Below are 21,754 nucleotides of genomic sequence, written 5' to 3' on the forward strand. Positions count from 1 at the left end.
TGTATTCCTCCATATTTAACCTAACTTTGTAGGTATTTTAAAATATCTTTTTCTCCAATGTAGTGCTACATTTACAAGACCTATCATAGCCGGCACTTCAACTAATGGCCCTATAACAGCCGTAAAAGCTTCTTTTGATTCTATTCCAAATACTGCAACTGCAACTGCTATTGCAAGCTCAAAATTATTACTTGCTGCGGTAAATGACAGTGTAGTTGTCTTTTTATAATCTATTCCAGATTTATAACTTATAAAAAATGAAACTGAGAACATTATTACAAAGTATATTAAGAGTGGAACAGCTATTCTTATAACATCGAAAGGAAGTTCAACTATATATTTTCCCTTATAAGTAAACATGATTACTATAGTAAACAGTAAAGCAATTAATGCCAGTGGACTTATCTTAGGTATAAATTTTTTTGTATACCACTCTGTTCCCTTTTTAGGTTCTAGTAGTAATCTTGTAAATAACCCAGTTGCAAATGGTATTCCAAGATAAATTGCTACTGATTCTGCTACTTTAACTATAGAAATATCCACTCTATAGCCAGTAAGTCCAAACCATGTTGGCAAAACAGTTATAAATATATAACAATATATTGAATAAAATATAACTTGAAAAATTGAGTTAAAAGCCACAAGAGCAGCTGCATATTCTGTATCACCATCAGCTAAACTATTCCAAACAATAACCATAGCAATACATCTTGCAAGACCAATTAATATAAGTCCAGTCATGAATGCTGGGTATGACTTTAAAAAAACAAATGCAAGTATAAACATTAAAATTGGACCTATAATCCAGTTTTGCAAAAGTGATAACCCTAAAATTTTAGGAGTTCTAAAAACTTTATGAAGTTCTTTATAATTAACTTTTGCAAGTGGTGGATACATCATAACTATAAGTCCTATTGCAATAGGAATAGAGGTTGTTCCTACAGATAAATTCGATAATGTATTAGCTAAATTAGGCATAGACCATCCTAAAAATATACCAAGTGCCATTGCAAGAAAAATCCATAATGTTAGATAATGGTCAAGCCATGACAGCTTCGATATCTTATTACTCAACTTAATCACTCCTAATCCATACAATTATTATTGAAACATGCTTTCCCTTTTCTTAAGTCATCACAATTAAGGCCACTTTCTTTATATTTTTTTAATCTTTGTAAATCCTTCTTACATTGTTCTAAGTTAACTGCATGTTTTCTTATGATTACATCTATAAATGAAAATTCTCTAATAGTAGCCTTATTTATTTTATAGTACACATATTTATTTACTTTATAGTAATCAACAATTTTGGCATTTGTAAGTTTTGTTAAATGCCTAGAAGCGTTAGATTGACTAATATTAAGAACAGTTTCCATTTCGCAAACACATAATTCTCCATCTTTAAGTATATTTAATATTCTCATGCGTGTTTCATCTGCCAATGCTTTTATCACCTGTATTAAATTCACTATATTCACCTCCACCTCATATGATTATATTCAATTATAATCATATAAGATCTAATTCACTTCTGCAACCCATGGATTAATATTTTTTAATTATAAATTGTAGAATATAATAAAATTTTCAAATATTAAAAATAAAGATATGCTCTTATCCAAATTCTACAATACGTTCATAGCATACGTTACAAATAAAATCTAACAGAAAAACTCCTAGCAGACTTAGAAATAATTTCTATACATGATATAATATCATCAAGAAAATAAAGCATTTTTAGTTAGTCACCTTCCAGAATTTATCTCTCACAACAAATTCTGAAGTAAAGGGGTCGAGAATTCCGCTAGTTTATACTATCACGCAAGGCTGAGCTTATAGTTTATATATTATTTCATTAATTAATCTAAACCAGATTCCAATGTCAGTTTTTCGAGATTATTAAATATCTTCTCTTCGTCCCAGTTCCACCATTGAAGCTCTAACAAAAATTCTATTTTTTCATCACTAAAACGTTTCCTAATAAATTTAGCAGGATTGCCTCCACAAATGGTATAAGGTTCAATATTCTCTACTACTGTTGAGTTAACAGCAATAATCGCACCATCACCAACTTTAACACCTGGCATAATAGTAACATTTTGACCAATCCAAACATCATTGCCAATTACTGTGTCTCCCTTAAAAGGAAGTTGTTCTATTGTAGGAGTCACTCTCTCCCATCCACATCCAAAGATATTAAACGGATAAGTTGTAATTCCATACATTCTATGATTTGCTCCGTTCATGATAAACTTAATACCTTCTGCAATTGCACAAAACTTGCCTACTATGAGTTTATCCCCCAAAAATTCGTAGTGATGCTCTATATTATCATAAAATTTCTCTGGAGATTTTTTATTATCGCTATAATAAGTATATTCTCCTATCTCAACATTGGGTCTTTTAGGTAGATTACTTATATAGCAAACTGTTTTTATGTTTTCATTTGGATATAGCTTTTTCTTATCTGGTCCAGTCATAGAATTCTACCTCCTTTTTAATCTCTTATATACGCTGATAAATCAGTTTATCGAATTAAGTTCAATCTCTTATCTTTGATTTCATAAACCACATCAGCCACATTATCAATTAGTCTTTTGTCGTGGGTTATAAACACAATGGTTCCAGCATACCCTTTCATCAACATTTCCAAAGCCTCCAAACTTGACAGGTCAAGGAAATTACTCGGTTCATCCATTAACAAGATATTATACCTGCCTATAAGCATTTTAGCTAACAGCAATTTAATAATTTCGCCGCCGCTTAAAATAGATAATCTTTTGCAGATATCATTTTGTACAAAACCCATAGAGAGCAGCACTGAACGTATTTCTGATACATTGTAATCACAATCCTCCTGCATAAATTCCATAACCTCTCGATTACGGTTGTACTTATAACCATTTTGGGCAAAGTAACCTATTTCAGCCTTGGGTGAAATCGAAATACCCTCTTCATGTTTTAAGATCATTTGGATTAAAGTTGTTTTTCCTGTACCATTACCGCCAGTCAGTGCCACCTTTGCTCCAAGTGGTATGCTAAAAGATGCCTTTTCAAACAATATCTTATCTTCGAACCTTTTATTAATTTCTGTCCCATAAATCGGATGTGAATTATGAAGCTCCAATGCTTTACTCTGCCTGAAACGAATCCTACAAATGTCTTCTGGAGCTTCTACATCTCCTAAAGCTGCAATCCTATTTTCCATAGACTTCGCAGCATTATACAATGTCTTTTGCTTACTTCCCATTGTTTTCTGATGGGCCAAACGTCCACCGCTTTCAGAATTATTTTTCTTGCCGGCACCTTTTGCTTTCTGTTCTATTTTACGTGCCTGTTTTCGCTTTTCTTCAGCAGCCTGTTTCAGCCGGTCACGTTCTGCAACAAATCGTTCGTATTTTGCAGCCTGGCTTTTATTTTCTTCTTTTTTCTGACGAAGATAATCAGAATAGTTTCCCCAATACTCTGTGATTTTGCCGTCTTTCAATTCCCATATTTTATCTACCACCTTGTCAAGGAAATAGCGATCATGGCTAATAACTAGCAATGCACCGGAAAAATATTTTAACTGTCCGATTAAAAAATCGATTCCTTCACGGTCTAAATGGCTGGTAGGTTCATCTGCCAAAAGACCATGTACCTGCGCTGAAAGAGCCTGTGCTATTTTAAGTCTTGTTTCTTCACCACCACTCATGGTCTGTACTTCTAATTGCTCAACACCAAGTTTTCCTATAAGTACAAAATCTTTTTCCCCCTGCAAAGTTACTTCATCCAACTGAGGGATATATGCAAATCCCCCAAAACGATTGATTTTACATCCCGGGGGAGTTAATTCCCTCAAAAGTACCTTGAGTAAGGTACTTTTTCCTGCACCATTTGCTCCCACCAAACCAATACGATCATAATCATATAATTCTATTCATCTATATCTAAAACATCACGCCCTGTGTATTCCACACGAAGATCTTTTGCTCTTATTATTAATTCCATTTCCTCTCCTCCTGTCTAAAATCGCACGTTTTCATTTACCTGTTCGCAGGGAAAACCCTGCGATTTAAGCAGGAAGGATTATATGAAAATATAATACATAAATGTTCCTCCTTGAAAAACTATCTTCTTTAAATATTATTTATACACATATTCTCAAATCCATCTCATTTATTAATTCGATGTGAATTCCTAAAAATGACCATTCAACGTAAAAAAGGCTGCAAATGAACATAATTCACCTGCAACCCTTATATCTCTATAAAAACATAGAACATCAAAAACTACAATAAGGCGGTTACACTTAGTGTTGATAATAGGATACAATAATGGTATATGAGTGTTCATTGTAAGAATCCAAAAATAAAGTACAACAAATAAATCTAAAACTATAGGCTTTTTCACCTTATCTTTTATTTAGTTATTTGTATTAAATTAAATAACAGAGTCTCATTTTAACAATAAACATTCTTATACCTCTTTTCTAAATATTTATTTCAATATAACACATATAAAAATGATTATCAATATGCTCCTATTTCCTCAACGCAGTCCTACGGCACTCCACATGCATTGAACGGTTAAAAAAGATGCCGCTTGAATCTAGCACCCCCTTGGGGGAAGGCTATCTTCATGAAAAAAATTGACCCTCAAATTCAATTTTATCGGGCAAAATACAACACCTTCGTTTCATATTGCACGGCCGAGATTTTTATTGGACATCAAATAGTTGTATGGCTTAACACTTTAATCTCATAAATCAAAAATTGTAAGCAATAAAACCCTTAAATGCTCTTTGCGTTTGAATGAACTATGTTGATAACTATTTATTGCAATTGCTTTCTGAACACTGAATTTTCGGATTAACCCCCTCGTTTTGGACAGAATCTAATAAATTCTTCATTTCTATTAAATTTAGACCCTTATTTGAATGTTTGTTAGGTTTTCTTCAAAATAAAGGTTATAAAATTCATGTGGAGCCATAAATCTTAAACTTGAATGTAATCTCCTATTATTGTAGAATTCCATAAATTCATTTACTATTTTGTATGCTTCTCCATAGCTTTGAAATTCATTAATTTTTAAACACTCATCCTCAAGTATTCTGTGAAATGATTCTACATGTGCGTTTTTATTTGGCGTCTTCACTGGTATTCTCTCATGTTCAATTTTAAGTTCTTCACAGCATTCATCAAATTTATGACTTATAAACTGGGGTCCGTTGTCTGTTCTTATTACTGGCTTTTTAGAGTCTTCCTCAAACAAGTTTCTTCTTATTAAGCACTTCCTCAGTAGTGCTGCAGCATCTTTAGCCTCACAGTGTAAACCCATGTGGTAATCTATAATGCTCCTATCAAAGATATCAATTAAATTTAGTAAGTAGAAGAATTTATCCTCACCTTCTATATAGCCATATTTTATATCCATTTCCCATAGTTGATTTGAGCCTGTTATAGTTCTGTTAATTGCAATATTTCTCTTTATTTTAGTTCTAATTATTCTCTGATCTTTAAGTATTCTGAGCTCTTTGCAAAGCCGATAAACCTTCTTATGATTAATCACAAGATTACAATATTTTCTTAAATGGTAAGTTATTTTTCTATATCCATAGTTAATAGCATCCCCGTCAATGGCCTCCAAAATAAATTCCTTAATCTGATCATCGCATACTTTCTCACCATCTCTGTTTATACTATATCCTTTTGGCTTTCCACCTTTAGGCCTAGTCTTTTCTTTGCCTTCTACACTTAAATTATAGTAATATGTTGATCTTCCGAGTTTAACTACTTTAAGTACAAATACTGCATTGTATCCTTGCTCTATATACTTTTTAGCTATTTCTACTTTTTCCTTAATTGAGGGTTTGATTTTTTTATTAAATCTCTAAGAATTGCTATTTCTAAATCTTTTTCTCCTAACAATTTTTTTAGATGATCATTTTCTTTTGTTACCTCTGTCAGCTCATTTTCAAGTTCTTTTTCTCCCTCAACTAAAGCTTTTCTACCAGGCTTAATTTTAATCTCATCCTTATCCTTAGAATTCCTTATCCACGTAAATATAGTTGATTTTGAGAGCCCATGTCTCCTTGATACCAGTGAAACATTTCCTACTTCTTTCACTTCTCTTAATACCTCTTCTTTTAATTCTTTCGTATAACTTTTTCCTTTCATAGTTTACCTCCAATCACTTTCTACATTATAATAAATATAGATGTAATGGTCCAAACCTATTTAGGGGCTTAAGAGTTTTGATAATCGCTTTTTATACTTTTGAAGAAACAAGCATACCCACTCGGGGTCAACTTTGCTGTAATATCTGGAGCTCTAGCTCATCATTTTATCAAAGAAAAACTCGTCCGTGTCAAAGTCGTTACAGATAATTTCCACTAACCATTCTGTATGGTTCGGTTATTTATATCCAACGGCATGTCTTAAGACAATATTGTTCATACTTGTTTCCAAAAGTATCTTTCAGGCGGGCCTATTCTATGGGGATTACCATCTAATTGAGGTAAGCAAACAAGAGCAGTAATACAATGATCGGTCAAATTTGGACGAGAATACCGGCGCTAAAGTAAGCCCTACATACATCGGGTTTCGATTAAACCGACAAGGGCCGGTCGTCACCAGTATTGCCGATATTTCTCCTGGAACAGTTGTAGTACGTACTTTATGAAAAATAATCAGCCCCCATGCTGCAACAATCGTACCAATAATGAAAAAGACAATACCGATTTTAAACACTACCTCTGAAGAAATATTACTAGGAAAAAGCAGCTGCAGATCTAATCCAACAAGATAAGTTAAAACAAAAACCCATAAAACAGGAACACGCAACAAAAATTACAGTAGACTCTTAACTTTGCTATTTCTTTTTTTCATGCACCCCATACCGGAATGTGCGGAATAACGTATGCGCTGTTTCAGAAACGAATGAGAAGATGATAAGTCCAATAACGACTTTTGCACCTATGATCACCGGCTGAACAGGATTAAAATTTGCTGGGAGCGTAATAAAACCGGCGTTTGCGAGCTGCTGTACAAATGCCTGATTCCAAATTTTGAAGTTAGAAAAGGGGATCAGAGCCAGGATAAGTGCAGCTATACCCAAAGCCGTGTTCATGATCATCAATTTAAGGTTGTATCGACCGATGACCATCTTCAGGATCTCTTTGACAATTCCTATTCCGAAACAGATATCAATGAGCCAGAGATAGCCGTGCAGGACGCTGGGGTTAAATATCTGAATGAGGACACCGTTGTTCTTAGGCAGATAGAAATCGAACTGACCTGCAGCAAAGTTAAAAAAAATAAAGAAGATAACAATGAAAACAATGCTTACGATTGGCTCGGAGCGTTTAAATGCCGCTTCTTTTATAGGGAGCTCAGGCAAATCGACGAGGTCCCAATTATCCCTTTTCCATTTTTTTGCAACGATGTCCACAGCAAAGTGCTCTATGAGTGCGAAAACTGCTGTCAGCCATGCAAACGCCTGAATAACAGCATCCAGTATTTCTCCCAGTGTCGAGCCGATGATCGTCCCGATGATAAGCTCCGGTGCGGAAACATAGCGGACGATCGATGCCACGAGCATAGCCAGCGCGACAGCAGGAAGGGCAATCTTCAGCAACGTAATATACTTATCAAAGAGTTCCGGACCGATAATATAACGCGGCCGTCCCGAATATTTTGCGGCAAGTTTGGCAGGCTCACCGAGAGTTCTTAGTACAACCTCTATATCATTATCCGTAGCCTCACGCTCTCCCGTTTGTTCGGCAATCATATCCTCAATCAGGCCACGTAACTCCTTTGCTATATCCTCCCGCTGTTTTTCGGGCAAATGCCTAGTAACGGCGTAAATGTATCGTTCAATCATTTCCATCAGGTTCACTCCCATTTTCGTTTATTAGTTTCTCCATGTTTTCCGTCATAACAGTCCATTCTGAGCAGAGCTTTTGATAGACAGTTCTGCCAATATCGCTCATAACGTAATATTTGCGTGGTTTAGAACCGCTAGTCTCCCAGTTACTGCGCAGCAGCTCCTGCTTTTCCAAACGACGGAGCAGAGGATAAAGCGTACCCGCGTCTACCGGAAATCCTTTTTCCTGAAGGCTTTGCATGAGGGAATATCCATACTGGGGCTCATTAAGCTGACTGAGCACACCCAGGACAACAGTACCACGCCGCAACTCCATGATAAGGCTTGAAAAAATATCTGACTGATCAGACATACTATCACCTCTGCAGATATTATACTGTATGGCACACACTATTGTCAATATATCAATATTTGGAGATTTTTATATAGTGCAATAGATCATAATTAGAACTATCAAGGTAATATTATTGCCGTTAAAGCATTTACAATTAAAATCTACCCGCTAAATAAAAGAAGGTCGATTGCATACAATAGGTTTTTTCAACATAGTTGAAAGCCAATAAACAAATTATATTTGCAACACAGGGTGGGATATAAAACATTAAGTTTTAAAGCAGGACGTACGCCATCACGGGTTAGACTGACATTCGCATAGCTGTGAATACTGCAACTTGAATCGATAAAAACGCACACGAAGGCTTGTTTTCTTGTGTTCTATGCCAGCACTAGGAACAGCCAACTTCTTCGCCGTTTCTAATGATATAGTTATCTTTGTTCATTTTATCCTATATATAATAAGCTGTATCCATTGATTTTTTGCGTTTTGACAAAATCAATGGGAAAGTTGAGTAAATAATCTTTATTATGTAGATTTTATGGGGAGCCATTTTAGGTGGAGCGTAAATTTATACATTTTCGCAATGTAAAATTTTTATGTCTTTGATAATTATTGCAGATTCAATATGATACATCGTAAATTTTTGAAGCAAAGTTCCAACCAATCCTTTTTTAAGCTCAAGAAAGTCCTTGGAAAGTGTTTCACTATCAAACAACACAAACTGCGTATTGTTTTCTGCTAATGCAGTAATTATGTCTAAAATATTTCTTTCTGTTTCAAGTTTAGTTTCTGAATCATTAAAATGAACATAACTTATTTCATTATTGCTATTTACGGTATACTTCATTATTCCATAGTTGTAGGAGAAAGCTTTATTGGATATGGGGAAATTATGTTAGCTGATATTACTGGAGATGGTACTCCCGAGATAATATCCACAGCACTAAGTGGTGGTAGTAGTGGAAATGAATCTTGTGATGTAGAGACTATGCATGAAAGTAGTTTAACAAAAGTAGATAACTATAATGAAGGAGAAAGACCTGGATTAGATGATGAAGCCATTAGTCAAGATAATTTCTCATTTCAATTAAATGGCTATGATACATTTAATATGTATTCAAAAAATTTTGATAAAAGTTGTTCAGTAGATTTGACAGGAGATTTATCAATGCAAAATGCTAAGGACTGGGGGACAGAAGTACAGGCTTGGATGGGACATGATCCTATATATACTTTATATAATATGGATAATAGTGGTGTATATGGATTAAAAGTATATGAAGATGTATCTGGCAGTTGTCACGCTGATTCGTTAGGCTGATTTTATGCTTATTATAAATATGAAAATAGTGTGATGAAACTTATAAATATAGATTTTAATAGTCCCTACCCTATAACAGAAAATTAGAATTGTATTGAAATAAAAATTAATATAATTTTTATCTTCAAACTCACATTTCTTAATAAACTTATTGCTAGATAAAGTTTTAAGTTTATCCAAACCTTCTCACTTCAGCCTTCATCTTTAATATAGGTAGGACACCCCTGTCCTCTATTGGGATTAGCAAACGGTCCCAATTTTTTAAATTCTACATTTGATAGCGGTGTAAAACCATCTGAAAATTCAGCAAACGTTCAAATACTTATTTCCTTAAATTACTCATACCTCTTCAACGGAAACGAGGAAAAAGTTCTTTTGCCGTTTCAGACATTATCTTGCTCTTCTCACCTTCGTCGAAGCCTAAGTAGCTGCTGAACTGTTGGATACTTTCAGTTACGCCTTTCTCGTAGCGCAGTGGATAATCCGTACCGAATAGGATATGTGATGTTCCTGCCAATTCTCTCAATGTAAAAAATACACTAGATGAGGTTGAGAGCGCCACATCATAATACAAACTTCTCAAGGATGCAAGAACTTCATCGCTGGACAAGCTACTTACCTTGTTTTCCTGTGCAACAGTACTCAAACGATATGCAATATACGGAATGACTCCTCCTGCGTGAGAAACAATCCATTTAATATTTGAGTACTTTTGGACTTTTCCGCTATAAATTAGATCCATCATGGCGCGTGTTGTATCAAATGGGAATTCATAGATGGACATATCTTTTACAAACAGAGACTCAGTCACTCCCACAGGCTTAGTGGGATGAAGTAGTACAACCGCCGACCTTCTGTTTAACTCCGCCAAGATTTCATCCATGCGGTCATCTCCTATATAAATTCCTTTGGTGTTGCTTGGAATAGAGAATCCATCCACTTTCAGTGTGTCATATGCATAGTCAATCTCTTTTAATGCATCGTCAACAAATTCAGTGGGCAGACATGCCAGCATTCCATATTTCTTTGGATCATAAGTAACAAATTGAGCTAAAAAGTTATTCATTTGCCTGGTCACTTCAGGACTTGCTGACACAGGTAGCGAAAGTAATGCTCCTGTTATCCCCATCCTATTCATTGTCTCTTCATCTATTTTCATGTTCCAAGGTGGCAATAATGCTGCATTAGGATTATTTTTTCCTATCACATGGTGATGTACATCAATAAAACACATATTTATTTCCTCCTTAAATTATAGTTAAGCAAACACCTTGTCGCCAAACTGATTGAACAGATAATGTATCAGAAATATTTGATGTTGGATCGCCCTTAACTAGCAATAAGTCGGCACGAGCACCATCCACGATCCGTCCGCGGTCAATAAGTCCAAAACGCCGCGCCGGAACTGAAGTAACAGCTCTCAACACCTCAATAGGTGTCAAGCCGGCCTTGGCAAGCAATTGCAGTTCATGATGCAAACTTGCTCCGGGTACCATACCACCAACATCAGGTGTTGAAGAATCGGCACCAGCTAAAATATCCACACCGGCATCGTGAAGTGCCTTCACTGTTTCCAAAAGATATTCTGTCTTCCCTTGTGGATAAGAATTGATGTGTTTATGAAGTGCGTTTATCCATTCTTCACTTAATTTAGAGCATACACGTTCATCCTTGGCGAACTCACCCGCGTCACTGTCTCCTATTGTGGAAGCGCCAGCGACAATAGTGGGGCACACAAACACTCCTGAATTTACAATGGTATCAATAATTTCTTTAGTATAGGGCTTGTCAATGAAAATATGCATTAATCCGTCTATTCCAGCTTTAATCGCACGTTCAGAAGCTTTAATGGTCATTGTGTGGGCAACAGCCATTTTCCCAAAACGATGAGCTTCGGCACAAGTAGCCGCAAGCACTTCATCGGTAATGTCAGGTGTACCCGGCTTCCCAAACACCGTTCCGTCCTCAACCATAATTTTAATGTAGTTAGCGTCTTGCTCTACACGCTTTTCCACAACCTTAGCAGCCTCTTCAGGGGTTGATGCAAACTTAATTGCCTCGCTCATATCAAAGCCCTGAGGCATCTTAGGAATGGCGCTTTTCGGTATAAGCTCGTGGGGGTGACCTCCTGGAGCAGTAACTGCAAAGAATGAGTTCAAAGCATCAGCTATATCTCTGCGCTTATCAAGCGCTTTTTTCTGCTCTTTTGACCAATACCCTTGCATTATATACGCGGTAGTAACACCAAAAGTTAAGGCAATCTTCCGGCTTTCAGGGTCAGCATGTGTATGTGCGTCAATTAAACCCGGAAGCAGTGTGCATCCTTTCGCATCAATAACTTCTGCGCCATCAGGAGCGGAACCTCCAACGTTGACAATCTTTTCTCCTTTGATTGTAACTGATTGTTTTTCGATAACACATTCGCCATCAAAGATTTTTACGTTGGTGATGAATGTGATTTTGTCTTTACCCATATTAATTACCTCTTTTCAATAATATTGTTTCTAAACACCGTTTGGTTTCTACAAGCATAGTATATGGCTGCAATTTAAACCGAACTTAAATGGAGTTTAAACGCAATGTAAACAAAAAGAAAAATCACAGTCAGTTAATTTAGACTGTGGTAATCGACATATTAGTTTTTATCTGGGTAGAAAAATAGTAAATTCCGTACCTTTTCCAATTTCACTGGTAAGAGATATTTTCCCTCCGTGTAAATCAACAATCTTTTTTACTATTGAAAGTCCAAGTCCGTTGCCACCCAAAGAACGGTCACGAGATTTATCTGCTTTATAAAACCGTTCGAAAATTCGTGGCTGATCTTGCGGTGAAATACCTCTACCTGTATCGGAGATTTTACACTCAATTTCATTTTCATTGCTTGATAATTTGACTCCTATATTTCCGTTTTCGGATGTGAATTTAATAGCATTATGAAGCAAATTTATAAATACCTGACTTAATAAATCCTCATCGCCGCATACTATCGTCTTGTCAAGAGAAACGTCAAGTGTGATACTTTTCGCAGACCACTGTGGTTCTAGCATGAGTAAAATACTTTCAATTTGCTTGTCGATTTGATAGTTCTTTAAATTTAAATTATGATTTTCTGATTCCAAATTAGATAATCTTAATAAATTTTCGCTTAGCTTGGATAATCTTTTGCTTTCAGCTTCTATTATATTGGCATAGCGTGATATTTGGCTCTCGCTTAAATTTCCTTTTCTCAGCAGTGCAGCAAACCCTGAAATAGAGGTTAAAGGTGACTGTATTTCGTGTGATACATCTGATATAAAACCTTGCCGCATTTTTTCCAAAGAACCTAGCTCTTTTGCCATTCTGTTGACTTCATCTGCTACCTCATTAAAAGGGTCGAGTTCGTTTGTTTTAACAAACACATTGAAATCACCGGAAGCCATCTTGTTTATGGCTTCAATAGCTCCGCTCAATACTTGAGAGCGTGAAAGATCAAACTTTCTTTTTTTACGGGTGAATCGCCAGTGTAATTCTAAATATATTTCCCAACCAACAAAAAATATCACAACAGAAACGAAACTTTGAGCAATATAGAGTAGATATGAATGGTTAATTCCTGATTGACTGAAAATGAATGTGCAGATATAGTACCCACAGGTTAAACTAAGTAACGCCGAAAAAAAAATTAGCATTACTGAAGAAAAAGACCAATTTCCTCTCACTTCGCCGCCTCCAATCTATAACCAAGTCCCCGAATTGTAGTAATTTTGAACTTGTAAACATGAGACGGAAATCTCTCTCTAAGACGATTTATATGAACATCAAGTGTTCGCTCGTTTCCTTCAAAATCAAGACCCCAAACCTCTTCAATCAATCTATTACGAGAAAGGGTTTTACCATGATAGCTTCCAAGCATGAATAAGAGTTCAAATTCTTTCATGGGTATATCGTAATTTTCATTGTTACTAATGACCGTATACCTACTTTTATCCATGGCTAAATTACCTATATTAATAGTCTGTGAAGCAACTACTTTATAACGCCTCAGAAGTGCTTTTATTCGAACAAGTAGCTCATCAACCTCGAAGGGTTTTGTTAAATAATCGTCCGCACCAAGTTCAAAGCCCTTTACTTTTTGGGAAAGCTCGCTTTTGGCGGTCAGCATTAAAATAGGCATATCCTCATAATATCTACGTACTTGTTTGCAAAATTCGTAGCCGTCCATTTGAGGCATCATAATGTCAAGAACACAAAGGTCTATTTTTTCCTCTCCAAGTTTTTGTAATGCATCTCTCCCGTTTACAGCTTCAAACACAGAAAATCCGTCATTTTTCAATACTGTGCAAATAAGCTCTCTAATATAACCGTCATCATCTATAACTAGAACCTTATTCAAATCTCTCACCCTCCTCTTATGAGTGTACCCAATCAATGTAAATACAATATAAACTGAACCTATTTTTTTCGTTTATTATTTTGAAAAGCCGACTCAAATCCATTATTCTATTGATATCTTTAAGCATATAATCACCACCCTAAAAATAAAATGCCATGGCAAAATTAATATAAAATTCTGCTACCACGTTATCTTAATTGAACTATTCCACAATTATTTAACACTTCTTCTCTTTAAAAACTTTTCTATTCCCACTCTTACTTCTTCATCCATATCAATATTTGGAATTTCAATATTTTCTTCAAATCCATCCATTTCCACGCCATCAAAGCAATATAGTTTAATTAATAGTTTCCATAGGGTTTCTACTTCTTCTTTAGTAAAATCTTTGAAAATATCAGCCATAAAATTAATAATGCCCTCTCTTCCACACTTGATCATGATATCCATACCTAAATCAGTGACACATATGTTAACTGATCTCTTATCTTTTTTACTAGGCATTATAGACACAAAATTCTTTTTTTCAAGACTTTTAATTAATTGGGTTATATTTTGTTTAGTTGTTCCTAACTTCTTAGCAATATTAATAAAAGTAGTCTCATCTTTAGGTAAGTGAAGTACTGCCAGCATTGTCGTATATTGTCTAGATGTTAACGGTTCACAATATTGATCCCCTACAATTTGAATTTTATTTGAAACTGAAATAAGACTTGAAAATGCCTGCTGCATAATATGCAGTAAATAAAATCCTTTACTAAAGAGATATCAATAATGCTTAGATTATTCCAATATACTCATTCTTACTTTTCTAGTTTTTTTAATAAAGGTTCCATAAAAAATTCAATTGTTCTTTGCCATGATTTAAACTGCCCTTCTGCATTACCTTCTATGGTTCCCCCTGAAGAAAATACTCCTCCCATCATATTTATCGATAAGGTTTCGCTTATGGGAATAATATATGGAGCCGGCATTGGATGGCCCATTTTATCACATGTCAGTAATTCTACATTTTGAGAAGCCTGGTTGTAATAAGGACAAACAACATTTTTTCTATTAGAAACTAATGTTATTATTATTTTATCTGATTTGATTTTATAATCTAAAATTTCCAATTCAGTATCAAGAGATTTAAAAAGTTTTTCCATGATTATCACCATAACTTCAATTAAAATTGGAAAGAACCTATTTGACGCATACGTTTAAAGTAACTCGCTCTGTATTAATATTTGTTATTTATTGTTCACTATTTCCTATTTCCATCACTATCAAAAATACTTCTTAAATGTATTTCTGAAATGAAAACACCAATTAAAATAACTGGTACTATTCCAATAGATAATACAACAGCAATTAAGCCATTGAAATTATCATAAAATACTACAACAGATATCAAAGTCAACACAAAGTATACTGCTCCACATATAATTAGCACATTTCCACCATATATATTTGCTTCCTTCCAGGTATCTGCATTTTTCTTTGAAAGTTTAGTTCTATATCCTATACCATTATGTGGATTTACATTTGCTATACTTTTACATAAAAACCCTCCACCAATTATAACTAATGATAAAAATATTAAATTTACAATAGCAAATATAAACATACCTTTTCACATCCCCCCCTAATAAAACTTGTTGCGAAATAAATTACCGTTCCCAGAACTTGTTTACCTATAAGTTTCTTCTCTTTTATAACACTCTGTAATCTGGGCGCTTGATTTCTTTATACCAATTTCATCACCAAAATAGACTTTAGTTTATAAAATATGTTATTAGATAATGCAGAATACTTATTCTAAATGAGATTGAAAAGCTCTATGCACAATTGGATTTATGTACACAAGTGGTAATCCTAAATTATTAATTAATCTCTTACAATTTTCAAGTGTATTTTCTTCTTTACTTGAATAATACTGTTTTACTCCCATATCCAACTTTATCAAATACTGCTCCCCATTCATAATTAATTCTTTAATTTTAGTCAAATTATTTATTGGCTCCATCCATGATGAAAGTAATATATTATAGTCATTGAAATCTTTAATAGTTTTTAATGAACTCTTCAATTCATTAAAGTTATCATAATTTGGAATATCATTAACTAAAGGTATGGAATCGGCTGTAAAAAGTATTTTATCTTCTTTAAAAAAAATATTGATTGAACCTTTGGAATGTCCTGGAGAATGGATTATTTGCAGCGTCAGATCTTCATCCAGTTTTATTTCTTGTTTATCTTTAACTAACTCATCAACTTTTACTGATTTATTGACTAATTCATAAAATCCCGGAACCATCCTTGACTTATATTGAACACTCAAATCTTCTATCCATTCTTGTTCTCCTTTATGTGCCATAACTTTACAACCAGTAATAGTCTTAATTTTATTGGCAGAACCGATATGGTCAGGATGTGAATGAGATAAAATTACTAAATTAATCTCATCAATACTTCTTCCTTGTTCTTTAATGTAACTAAAAATCTTTTCATAGCTATCTTTTACACCAGTATCAATTAGAGTGATTTTTTTACCAAATATAATTATTGAATTAACAAATCTAGGTAGTTTTTTCTCTGTGCTAACTGAAATCTGAAAATCATGCTTTAGTAAATGTATTTTATTTGTGATATTCATTGTCTTTTCCTCCAATTTCAAATAACATATTTTATGGTATTTAACCATCATATTTGTTGTTTATTAGTGGTTTGTTGTTTTTTTATCTGTATAGATTACGCAAGACCTGTCCACAATATATTAATCCCCATAAAATTTTAGATATTTTTCAATATTTGATTGTATATATTCAACACTGTGATTACCGGAGAATATATAATTTTGAGAATTTATGCCTTTTTCTCTTAATATTTTATGCAAAATTGAACAGCCCTCATAAAATCTGCCTTCATCCTTATCTCCAGCATCAAGATATACATCAATATCAGAAGAAATATTATTATTTCTTGCAATATATATTGGATCATATTTTTCCCATACACCCATGTCTTTAAAATATAGCTTATCTTCATCTTCAAGTTGAAGTTCTAAAGCAGGCATATGCCCTCCTACCTTTAAAAACATATTCTGATGTCGAAATGCATTGTGAAGAGCTGCATAACCACCGGCAGATGCCCCTCCTATATATCTTCCTTTTCTATCTTTTATAGTATTAAAAGTTTTATCTGTTAAAGGTATTATCTCTTTTATAAAGTAATCTTCATACATTCCTACATTTACAATTCTATTATTATCTCCGAAGTCAAACACCTCTTTACAGATTAAGGATGAATTCAACCCTCGGCTGTTTTCAATCCTTGGACATACAATTATCATAGGTTTAATTTTCTCATTTTTTATCATTCGATCAGCCTTGGTGTTTATGTCCATTTGAAACATTATATTTTCATTTCCACTCCTTCCATGTAGAAAGTATAATACAGGCATAGGAGTTGAACTATCATAGCATTCAGGTAAATATACCAACATTGACATTTTTTTGCCAAGTATATCGCTATAAAAATTTACTTTTTCTAATTTTGATTTATTCATTTTTATAATCACTTCTTTCGCCAAAGTTACAAAACGTGATTAAAGCATTTCTTTCAAGCTTATACCACTTCATTTAAAATCTTTAACTTAAATTGTTATGTTTATAATGTCATCTAGTATACCTTCTTCCAACTTTCAATATTAAAAGTTATAATTTTAATATTATTTAAATTACTTTTATCTGTATTTACATTATATTTTCTTCAATACCATATTTCAATAATTTTGTTATCAATTAATTCTTGCTAATTATAAAAGCACTGTTACCACATTAGGTAAAATAGTCATAGAGAGCTTTACTATAACTGTGCCTGTAAAAGGTACTACTAATTTTTTCTTCGGAACCTCCATTTTGGTTCATTTTATTAAATCTTTACTGTGAACTAAACTTTGTTTATAGGGCATGATAGTCCTCCTCTCTAAAATTTTTAATGTACTATTTTCTCAAGCTTTTTTCTTGGACGAGCTTCTGGTGCTTCATTAGCATAACCAAGTGTGATGATACCAACTACATATTTATCAGAAGGTATATTTAAAATGGGCCTAATTTCTTCTTGTATGAACCATCCAACCCAGCATGTACCTAATCCTAAACTATTAGCTTCAAGTAGCATATAACTTATGGAAATCGATGTATCTCTAATTATTTGTTTAAGTTCTTCTTGTGGACTATCTTCTTTTATCAATATATCCACATTTTCTGCTATTCTACAACGTATATCTGCAACGCATACAATAAATACCGGGGCAGAAATCATCCACTGCTGATTATGAGATACTTTACCAATTTTTGTTTAATTAACTCAGACTTTACTATATTGAAATGCCAAGGCTGGGTGTTGCTGCCGAATGAAGCAAGTCTTGCACTTTCAACTAGTTGAATTATTCTCTCATCTTCAACTGGTTTATTGAGATATTTTCTTATACTTCTACGTTCTTCTATTGCCTTTATTGTATCCATACCAACCCTCCTCAAATTTGAACAACACTTTACTTATTTTTTCATAGTTTCAAAGATTCTAATGGACTTCAAATCATCCTTAAAAGCACATATATAAATTTACAATAAACCTATAAGTTTTCTATACGACAGAAAATACCATAAAAATTCTCTTAAATAATACAGTGTTTTAATAAAGTACCTAATTCCATATTTTCATTTATTAACTATAAATAATTTTATTAGCTTTTTCTATTTCTTTGGGTTGGATATATATTTCATAGTATTCATTTCTACTTCCATTGATAGCTATAGGATTTCTAACTCCTTTGTGCCTTATTATCTTAGTCTTTATTTTAATCCCATTACTCATAAGTTTATATTTTATAGCACAATATTCTTCTATTTTTACAGTAAAAAAGATCATCTCCCAATGATTCTCCTTTAAACGTTGAAAAAGCTTGTTTAACAAAATATCATTTCCCTTCATTTACCTTTACAATGCAAAAATATAAACTTGTGACACAAATTATGAAAGATACGACAGAACTAAAGCTAAAATTAAGTTACCTAAACTCTACAAAATGTTTTTTCCACGCTCGCCTGTAGAATGTCCCCATATAAGAATTTTATATTTAAGCAATGATTCCATAATAAATTACTTCTCCTCTCAATGAACCTTTATCCTTGGTTTCAATTTTTACCCATGGACATATCCATATACTCCTAGCTAAGTAAGTCTTGTTAAACTCTGTGGATCATTGTCTCTGAAAAATGCCTTCTTCATTTCCATCTCTTTCGTCATAATCTGATTTATACCGTCGCTGGCTTCCCTGAGCTTGCAGCTGTATACAATCGGGAAATAGGTTCTTATAAATTTTCCTTCCGAATGTGCTGTAAGGGCTATTATTTGAAATCCAAGCTGTTCTGCAATAAAAAATACAGGATCCAGTACATGTTCACTGGAAGCCTTGCCAAAAGGATTATCCATTATAACTGCTCTGTGCCTTTTACAATCTGAAGCCATCCTGATTCTCTTCTCCGCCAGATAATTCAGTATGCCCAGAAACAAAGTCATGTTTTTGCTCCACTTTTCTCCGCCGGACCATTGATTTGATGTCTCCCATGAAAAAGGCAGACTGCTCATCTTTCCATCATTGGTCACTTTCCTGCATTTCACCTTTATGGTGTTCTGCTTCATCACATACTGCAGCAGCTGTTTTGACTGAAGCCATTTTTCAATGCATTTTCTGACTTTTTCCACATCTTCCTTGCCATTTTCATCCTTGAACTGATCCCCCTGAAGCTGATTCAACATCCAGTCAATATATTCGGCCAGTCTTTCCCTGCCTTCTTTTTCATTCCATTCAGGTACTGTAAACAAAAATACCTCTTTCCACTTTCCATCAATCTTTATCCTGGTGCTTTTGGGAAGTCTCCTAAGTTCATCTGATATTGTCTTCAGATAGGAATGAAGCTGGTTTATAAACTGCTGAATTTCTCTGTCATGATTCCTCATGTCATCTTCTGTAATTTTAACTATGCGCATAATTCTTTCACTCATTTTATTCTGCCATTCTAAAATAGCTTCAAAATTTCTGTTATATTCTATACCTGTCACAGACATCTCTTTAAGTTTTACATCCAATATGTCATTTTGACAGAAATCAATAAAATTCTCCTTTTGTACTTTTACCCTGTCGGCTTTTTTATCTAGATTTCCGGCAATTTCATTCAGTTTTTTCTCCATTTCTTTTAAAACTTCCATCCTCATCTTCAATTTATTCCAAAGTCCGATCTTATCAATAAGTTTTCTGCCGGATTTTTCATCAATCCACTTTTCATCCCCTACAAGATAAAAGGATCTTTCCTGTGAAGTTGCATATTCCTTTGGCAGCCCGTTTTTGCATATATACTCATTAATTTTATCTATATAGGGTTTGTCCCTTTTTAATTCTTCAAAACTGCCGGCAAAATATTTTTGCAGGTCGATTTCACTGCTTATGCTCAAACTGTAATTCTGCAGAAAATCAATGTAGTCTTTTTTCAATCCATATTTATTGATGCCGAATTTATAGGGAAGTGGAATATCCTTTCCGTTATTAATCTCCGGCTTTTTTTCCACAAGTACATTATCTTCCACCAGCTCCATTATACAGCCGGCAAATTCATCATATTTCATATTTCCCGGCACCAAGCTCTCCAATTCCCCCAGAGTTATAGTTGCTCTCTTATAAGATTTGAGATAGGAAATTATATCATCTTTCATATTATCACCTTATATATTTTTAGATAATTTATCTAAAAGTCAAGTTTAATTTTCAAAAAATATGTTATAATATATTTAAAAGAAGCCATTGCGGTTTTAAATGTTTATACTTTTTTAGTTTAGTTTATTAAAATGCACTTATGCCAGAGTGCATTTTAATTTTTTGAGTTTCTATCTTTATTATCATCAACGGTAATTGAGATTTCATTGCCACTGACACTGGAATTATTCTTATACTTAAGAACAGCTCTTTCTTTTAAGTATGCGAGTATAGAAAAAATACCCACTACACCGACTATAGTAACACATACCATAGCCGTAATAACAATATATCCACTCATGCCGCCACCTCCTCTGCTGTCAATTACCGCAACAGCTCCTTTTGTGAGAGATAAAATCCGGGAGGCGGCTGCCTAAAAAATATTTATGCTCTCTTAAATATTATAAATCACTGTATGAATTTTTGCCATGTCTTTCTTGCTTTTAGTTTTCAGCAATTAAAGTATATGATATAATCTAAAATGTAATAAGAAAAATTTATATGGCTGCCTCTTCTTTATTCACGGGTGGATTATGGTTAATAATGTCTGCGTATGAAGAAGAAGTAATGCATTTATGGCAGGAGAATATTTAATATTGTTCTTCAGTTTATTTTCAATAACTGCTATTTGTATAGTAGCGTTGTCTGATAAAAAGTCAGATATTAAAATCGAAAATAAAATAACTTTGAGACCTGATGAAATATCATCCGATACCAAAGTAAACATAAACAGAGTTCTTTGCTTCAGGTGGGGTTTTTGACGCCACCTGAAGTTTAGAAATCGTTATCCAGGGGCATAGCTGCCCTTATCTGTCACTTGTAGAAAAACAGATGTCCCAAATTCTTTGATTTGGTAATAGTCGCTTTCACAGAGTGCGTGGCAGTATTAGGGCAGATAGCTATCAGATAAATAATTCTGAAAAAAATAATAGATAGCCTTTCCCGAGATCTATCTATTATCTGTAACATATAAATTTTACTAAGCAGACTGAATTCACAATCCACCCTCTTATTACGGATATTATACCATAGAATATAAAAATTATACAGATAAATTTA

23 protein-coding genes and 1 pseudogene are annotated in these 21,754 nt (G+C 33.9%); 2 read left to right on the forward strand and 22 right to left on the reverse strand.

Translation table 11 applies throughout. The annotated features are described in order from the left end of the window. Nucleotides 1–15: 15 nt before the first annotated feature. The 9 genes from arsB to CKL_RS12450 form a co-directional block, all read right to left on the reverse strand. A complete protein-coding gene (gene arsB, locus CKL_RS12410) occupies nt 16–1,074 on the reverse strand; it encodes an ACR3 family arsenite efflux transporter (RefSeq protein ID WP_012102878.1) in 1,059 nt (352 codons plus the stop codon). A gap of 11 nt (nt 1,075–1,085) precedes the next feature. Beyond that, on the reverse strand, nt 1,086–1,469 hold the full coding sequence (locus CKL_RS12415; protein ID WP_012102879.1) for an ArsR/SmtB family transcription factor: 384 nt from the start codon (nt 1,467–1,469) through the stop codon (nt 1,086–1,088). Nucleotides 1,470–1,859: 390 nt separating this feature from the next. Continuing rightward, nucleotides 1,860–2,480 carry a Vat family streptogramin A O-acetyltransferase gene (locus CKL_RS12420; RefSeq protein WP_012102880.1) on the reverse strand — a complete coding sequence of 207 codons (621 nt, stop codon included), beginning with the start codon at nt 2,478–2,480 and terminating at the stop codon, nt 1,860–1,862. A gap of 47 nt (nt 2,481–2,527) precedes the next feature. Further along, on the reverse strand, nt 2,528–3,886 hold the full coding sequence (locus CKL_RS12425) for an Msr family ABC-F type ribosomal protection protein (protein WP_479723176.1): 1,359 nt from the start codon (nt 3,884–3,886) through the stop codon (nt 2,528–2,530). A gap of 1,016 nt (nt 3,887–4,902) precedes the next feature. Beyond that, nucleotides 4,903–5,856, reverse strand: coding sequence for an IS3 family transposase (locus tag CKL_RS12430; protein WP_148204824.1), 954 nt, complete (start codon nt 5,854–5,856; stop codon nt 4,903–4,905). After that, nucleotides 5,829–6,158: a transposase gene (locus tag CKL_RS20860; protein WP_011989064.1), complete on the reverse strand. Its 330-nt coding sequence runs from the start codon at nt 6,156–6,158 to the stop codon at nt 5,829–5,831. The genes CKL_RS12430 and CKL_RS20860 overlap by 28 nt, the downstream gene beginning before the upstream one ends. 694 nt (nt 6,159–6,852) lie before the next feature. Then, the gene (locus CKL_RS12440; RefSeq protein WP_148204848.1) at nt 6,853–7,869 is read right to left on the reverse strand and encodes an HAAS signaling domain-containing protein; all 1,017 of its coding nucleotides are present in this window, start codon (nt 7,867–7,869) and stop codon (nt 6,853–6,855) included. Next, on the reverse strand, nt 7,856–8,218 hold the full coding sequence (locus tag CKL_RS12445; RefSeq protein ID WP_012102884.1) for a PadR family transcriptional regulator: 363 nt from the start codon (nt 8,216–8,218) through the stop codon (nt 7,856–7,858). The genes CKL_RS12440 and CKL_RS12445 overlap by 14 nt, the downstream gene beginning before the upstream one ends. 553 nt (nt 8,219–8,771) lie before the next feature. After that, entirely contained in the window at nt 8,772–9,050 is a 279-nt protein-coding gene (locus CKL_RS12450; protein ID WP_012102885.1) for a DUF4180 domain-containing protein, read from the reverse strand. Between the two features lie 45 nt (nt 9,051–9,095). Between CKL_RS12450 and CKL_RS12455 the strand changes: the two genes are divergently transcribed. Next, the gene (locus tag CKL_RS12455; RefSeq protein ID WP_012102886.1) at nt 9,096–9,524 is read left to right on the forward strand and encodes a hypothetical protein; all 429 of its coding nucleotides are present in this window, start codon (nt 9,096–9,098) and stop codon (nt 9,522–9,524) included. 349 nt (nt 9,525–9,873) lie between these two features. Here the strand turns inward: CKL_RS12455 and CKL_RS12460 are convergent, their stop codons facing one another. From CKL_RS12460 to CKL_RS12525, 13 genes and pseudogenes are all read right to left on the reverse strand, one after another. Further along, nucleotides 9,874–10,758, reverse strand: coding sequence for an amidohydrolase family protein (locus CKL_RS12460; RefSeq protein WP_012102887.1), 885 nt, complete (start codon nt 10,756–10,758; stop codon nt 9,874–9,876). A 13-nt stretch (nt 10,759–10,771) separates the two neighbouring features. Further along, nucleotides 10,772–11,998 carry an amidohydrolase family protein gene (locus CKL_RS12465; RefSeq protein WP_012102888.1) on the reverse strand — a complete coding sequence of 409 codons (1,227 nt, stop codon included), beginning with the start codon at nt 11,996–11,998 and terminating at the stop codon, nt 10,772–10,774. Between the two features lie 168 nt (nt 11,999–12,166). Further along, nucleotides 12,167–13,222 (reverse strand): sensor histidine kinase, encoded by a 1,056-nt coding sequence (locus CKL_RS12470; protein WP_012102889.1) that lies wholly within the window; start codon nt 13,220–13,222, stop codon nt 12,167–12,169. Continuing rightward, nucleotides 13,219–13,896 carry a response regulator transcription factor gene (locus tag CKL_RS12475; RefSeq protein WP_012102890.1) on the reverse strand — a complete coding sequence of 226 codons (678 nt, stop codon included), beginning with the start codon at nt 13,894–13,896 and terminating at the stop codon, nt 13,219–13,221. The genes CKL_RS12470 and CKL_RS12475 overlap by 4 nt, the downstream gene beginning before the upstream one ends. 213 nt (nt 13,897–14,109) lie before the next feature. Beyond that, entirely contained in the window at nt 14,110–14,628 is a 519-nt protein-coding gene (locus tag CKL_RS12480) for a MarR family winged helix-turn-helix transcriptional regulator (RefSeq protein ID WP_012102891.1), read from the reverse strand. A gap of 71 nt (nt 14,629–14,699) precedes the next feature. Continuing rightward, complete coding sequence (locus CKL_RS21335; RefSeq protein WP_012102892.1) at nt 14,700–15,044, reverse strand: acyl-CoA thioester hydrolase/BAAT C-terminal domain-containing protein; 345 nt, start codon at nt 15,042–15,044, stop codon at nt 14,700–14,702. Between the two features lie 98 nt (nt 15,045–15,142). Next, the gene (locus tag CKL_RS12490) at nt 15,143–15,505 is read right to left on the reverse strand and encodes an SdpI family protein (protein ID WP_012102893.1); all 363 of its coding nucleotides are present in this window, start codon (nt 15,503–15,505) and stop codon (nt 15,143–15,145) included. A 186-nt stretch (nt 15,506–15,691) separates the two neighbouring features. Next, nucleotides 15,692–16,534, reverse strand: a complete 843-nt coding sequence (locus CKL_RS12495; RefSeq protein WP_012102894.1) for an MBL fold metallo-hydrolase — start codon at nt 16,532–16,534, stop codon at nt 15,692–15,694. A 120-nt stretch (nt 16,535–16,654) separates the two neighbouring features. Beyond that, the gene (locus CKL_RS12500; protein ID WP_041700818.1) at nt 16,655–17,446 is read right to left on the reverse strand and encodes an alpha/beta hydrolase; all 792 of its coding nucleotides are present in this window, start codon (nt 17,444–17,446) and stop codon (nt 16,655–16,657) included. 428 nt (nt 17,447–17,874) lie between these two features. Further along, nucleotides 17,875–18,407: pseudogene (locus CKL_RS21340) on the reverse strand (nitroreductase family protein). Nucleotides 18,408–18,609: 202 nt separating this feature from the next. Beyond that, nucleotides 18,610–18,876 carry a hypothetical protein gene (locus tag CKL_RS12515; protein WP_012620709.1) on the reverse strand — a complete coding sequence of 89 codons (267 nt, stop codon included), beginning with the start codon at nt 18,874–18,876 and terminating at the stop codon, nt 18,610–18,612. A gap of 240 nt (nt 18,877–19,116) precedes the next feature. Further along, nucleotides 19,117–20,655: a hypothetical protein gene (locus CKL_RS12520; protein WP_012102899.1), complete on the reverse strand. Its 1,539-nt coding sequence runs from the start codon at nt 20,653–20,655 to the stop codon at nt 19,117–19,119. 155 nt (nt 20,656–20,810) lie between these two features. Further along, nucleotides 20,811–20,996 (reverse strand): hypothetical protein, encoded by a 186-nt coding sequence (locus CKL_RS12525; RefSeq protein WP_012102900.1) that lies wholly within the window; start codon nt 20,994–20,996, stop codon nt 20,811–20,813. Between the two features lie 274 nt (nt 20,997–21,270). On the opposite strand from CKL_RS12525, the gene CKL_RS12530 reads away from it, so the two are divergent. Continuing rightward, a complete protein-coding gene (locus CKL_RS12530; RefSeq protein WP_041700822.1) occupies nt 21,271–21,456 on the forward strand; it encodes a hypothetical protein in 186 nt (61 codons plus the stop codon). Nucleotides 21,457–21,754: the final 298 nt, after the last annotated feature.

Origin of the sequence: Clostridium kluyveri DSM 555 (assembly GCF_000016505.1) — a bacterium.
GTDB classification, from domain to species: domain Bacteria; phylum Bacillota; class Clostridia; order Clostridiales; family Clostridiaceae; genus Clostridium_B; species Clostridium_B kluyveri.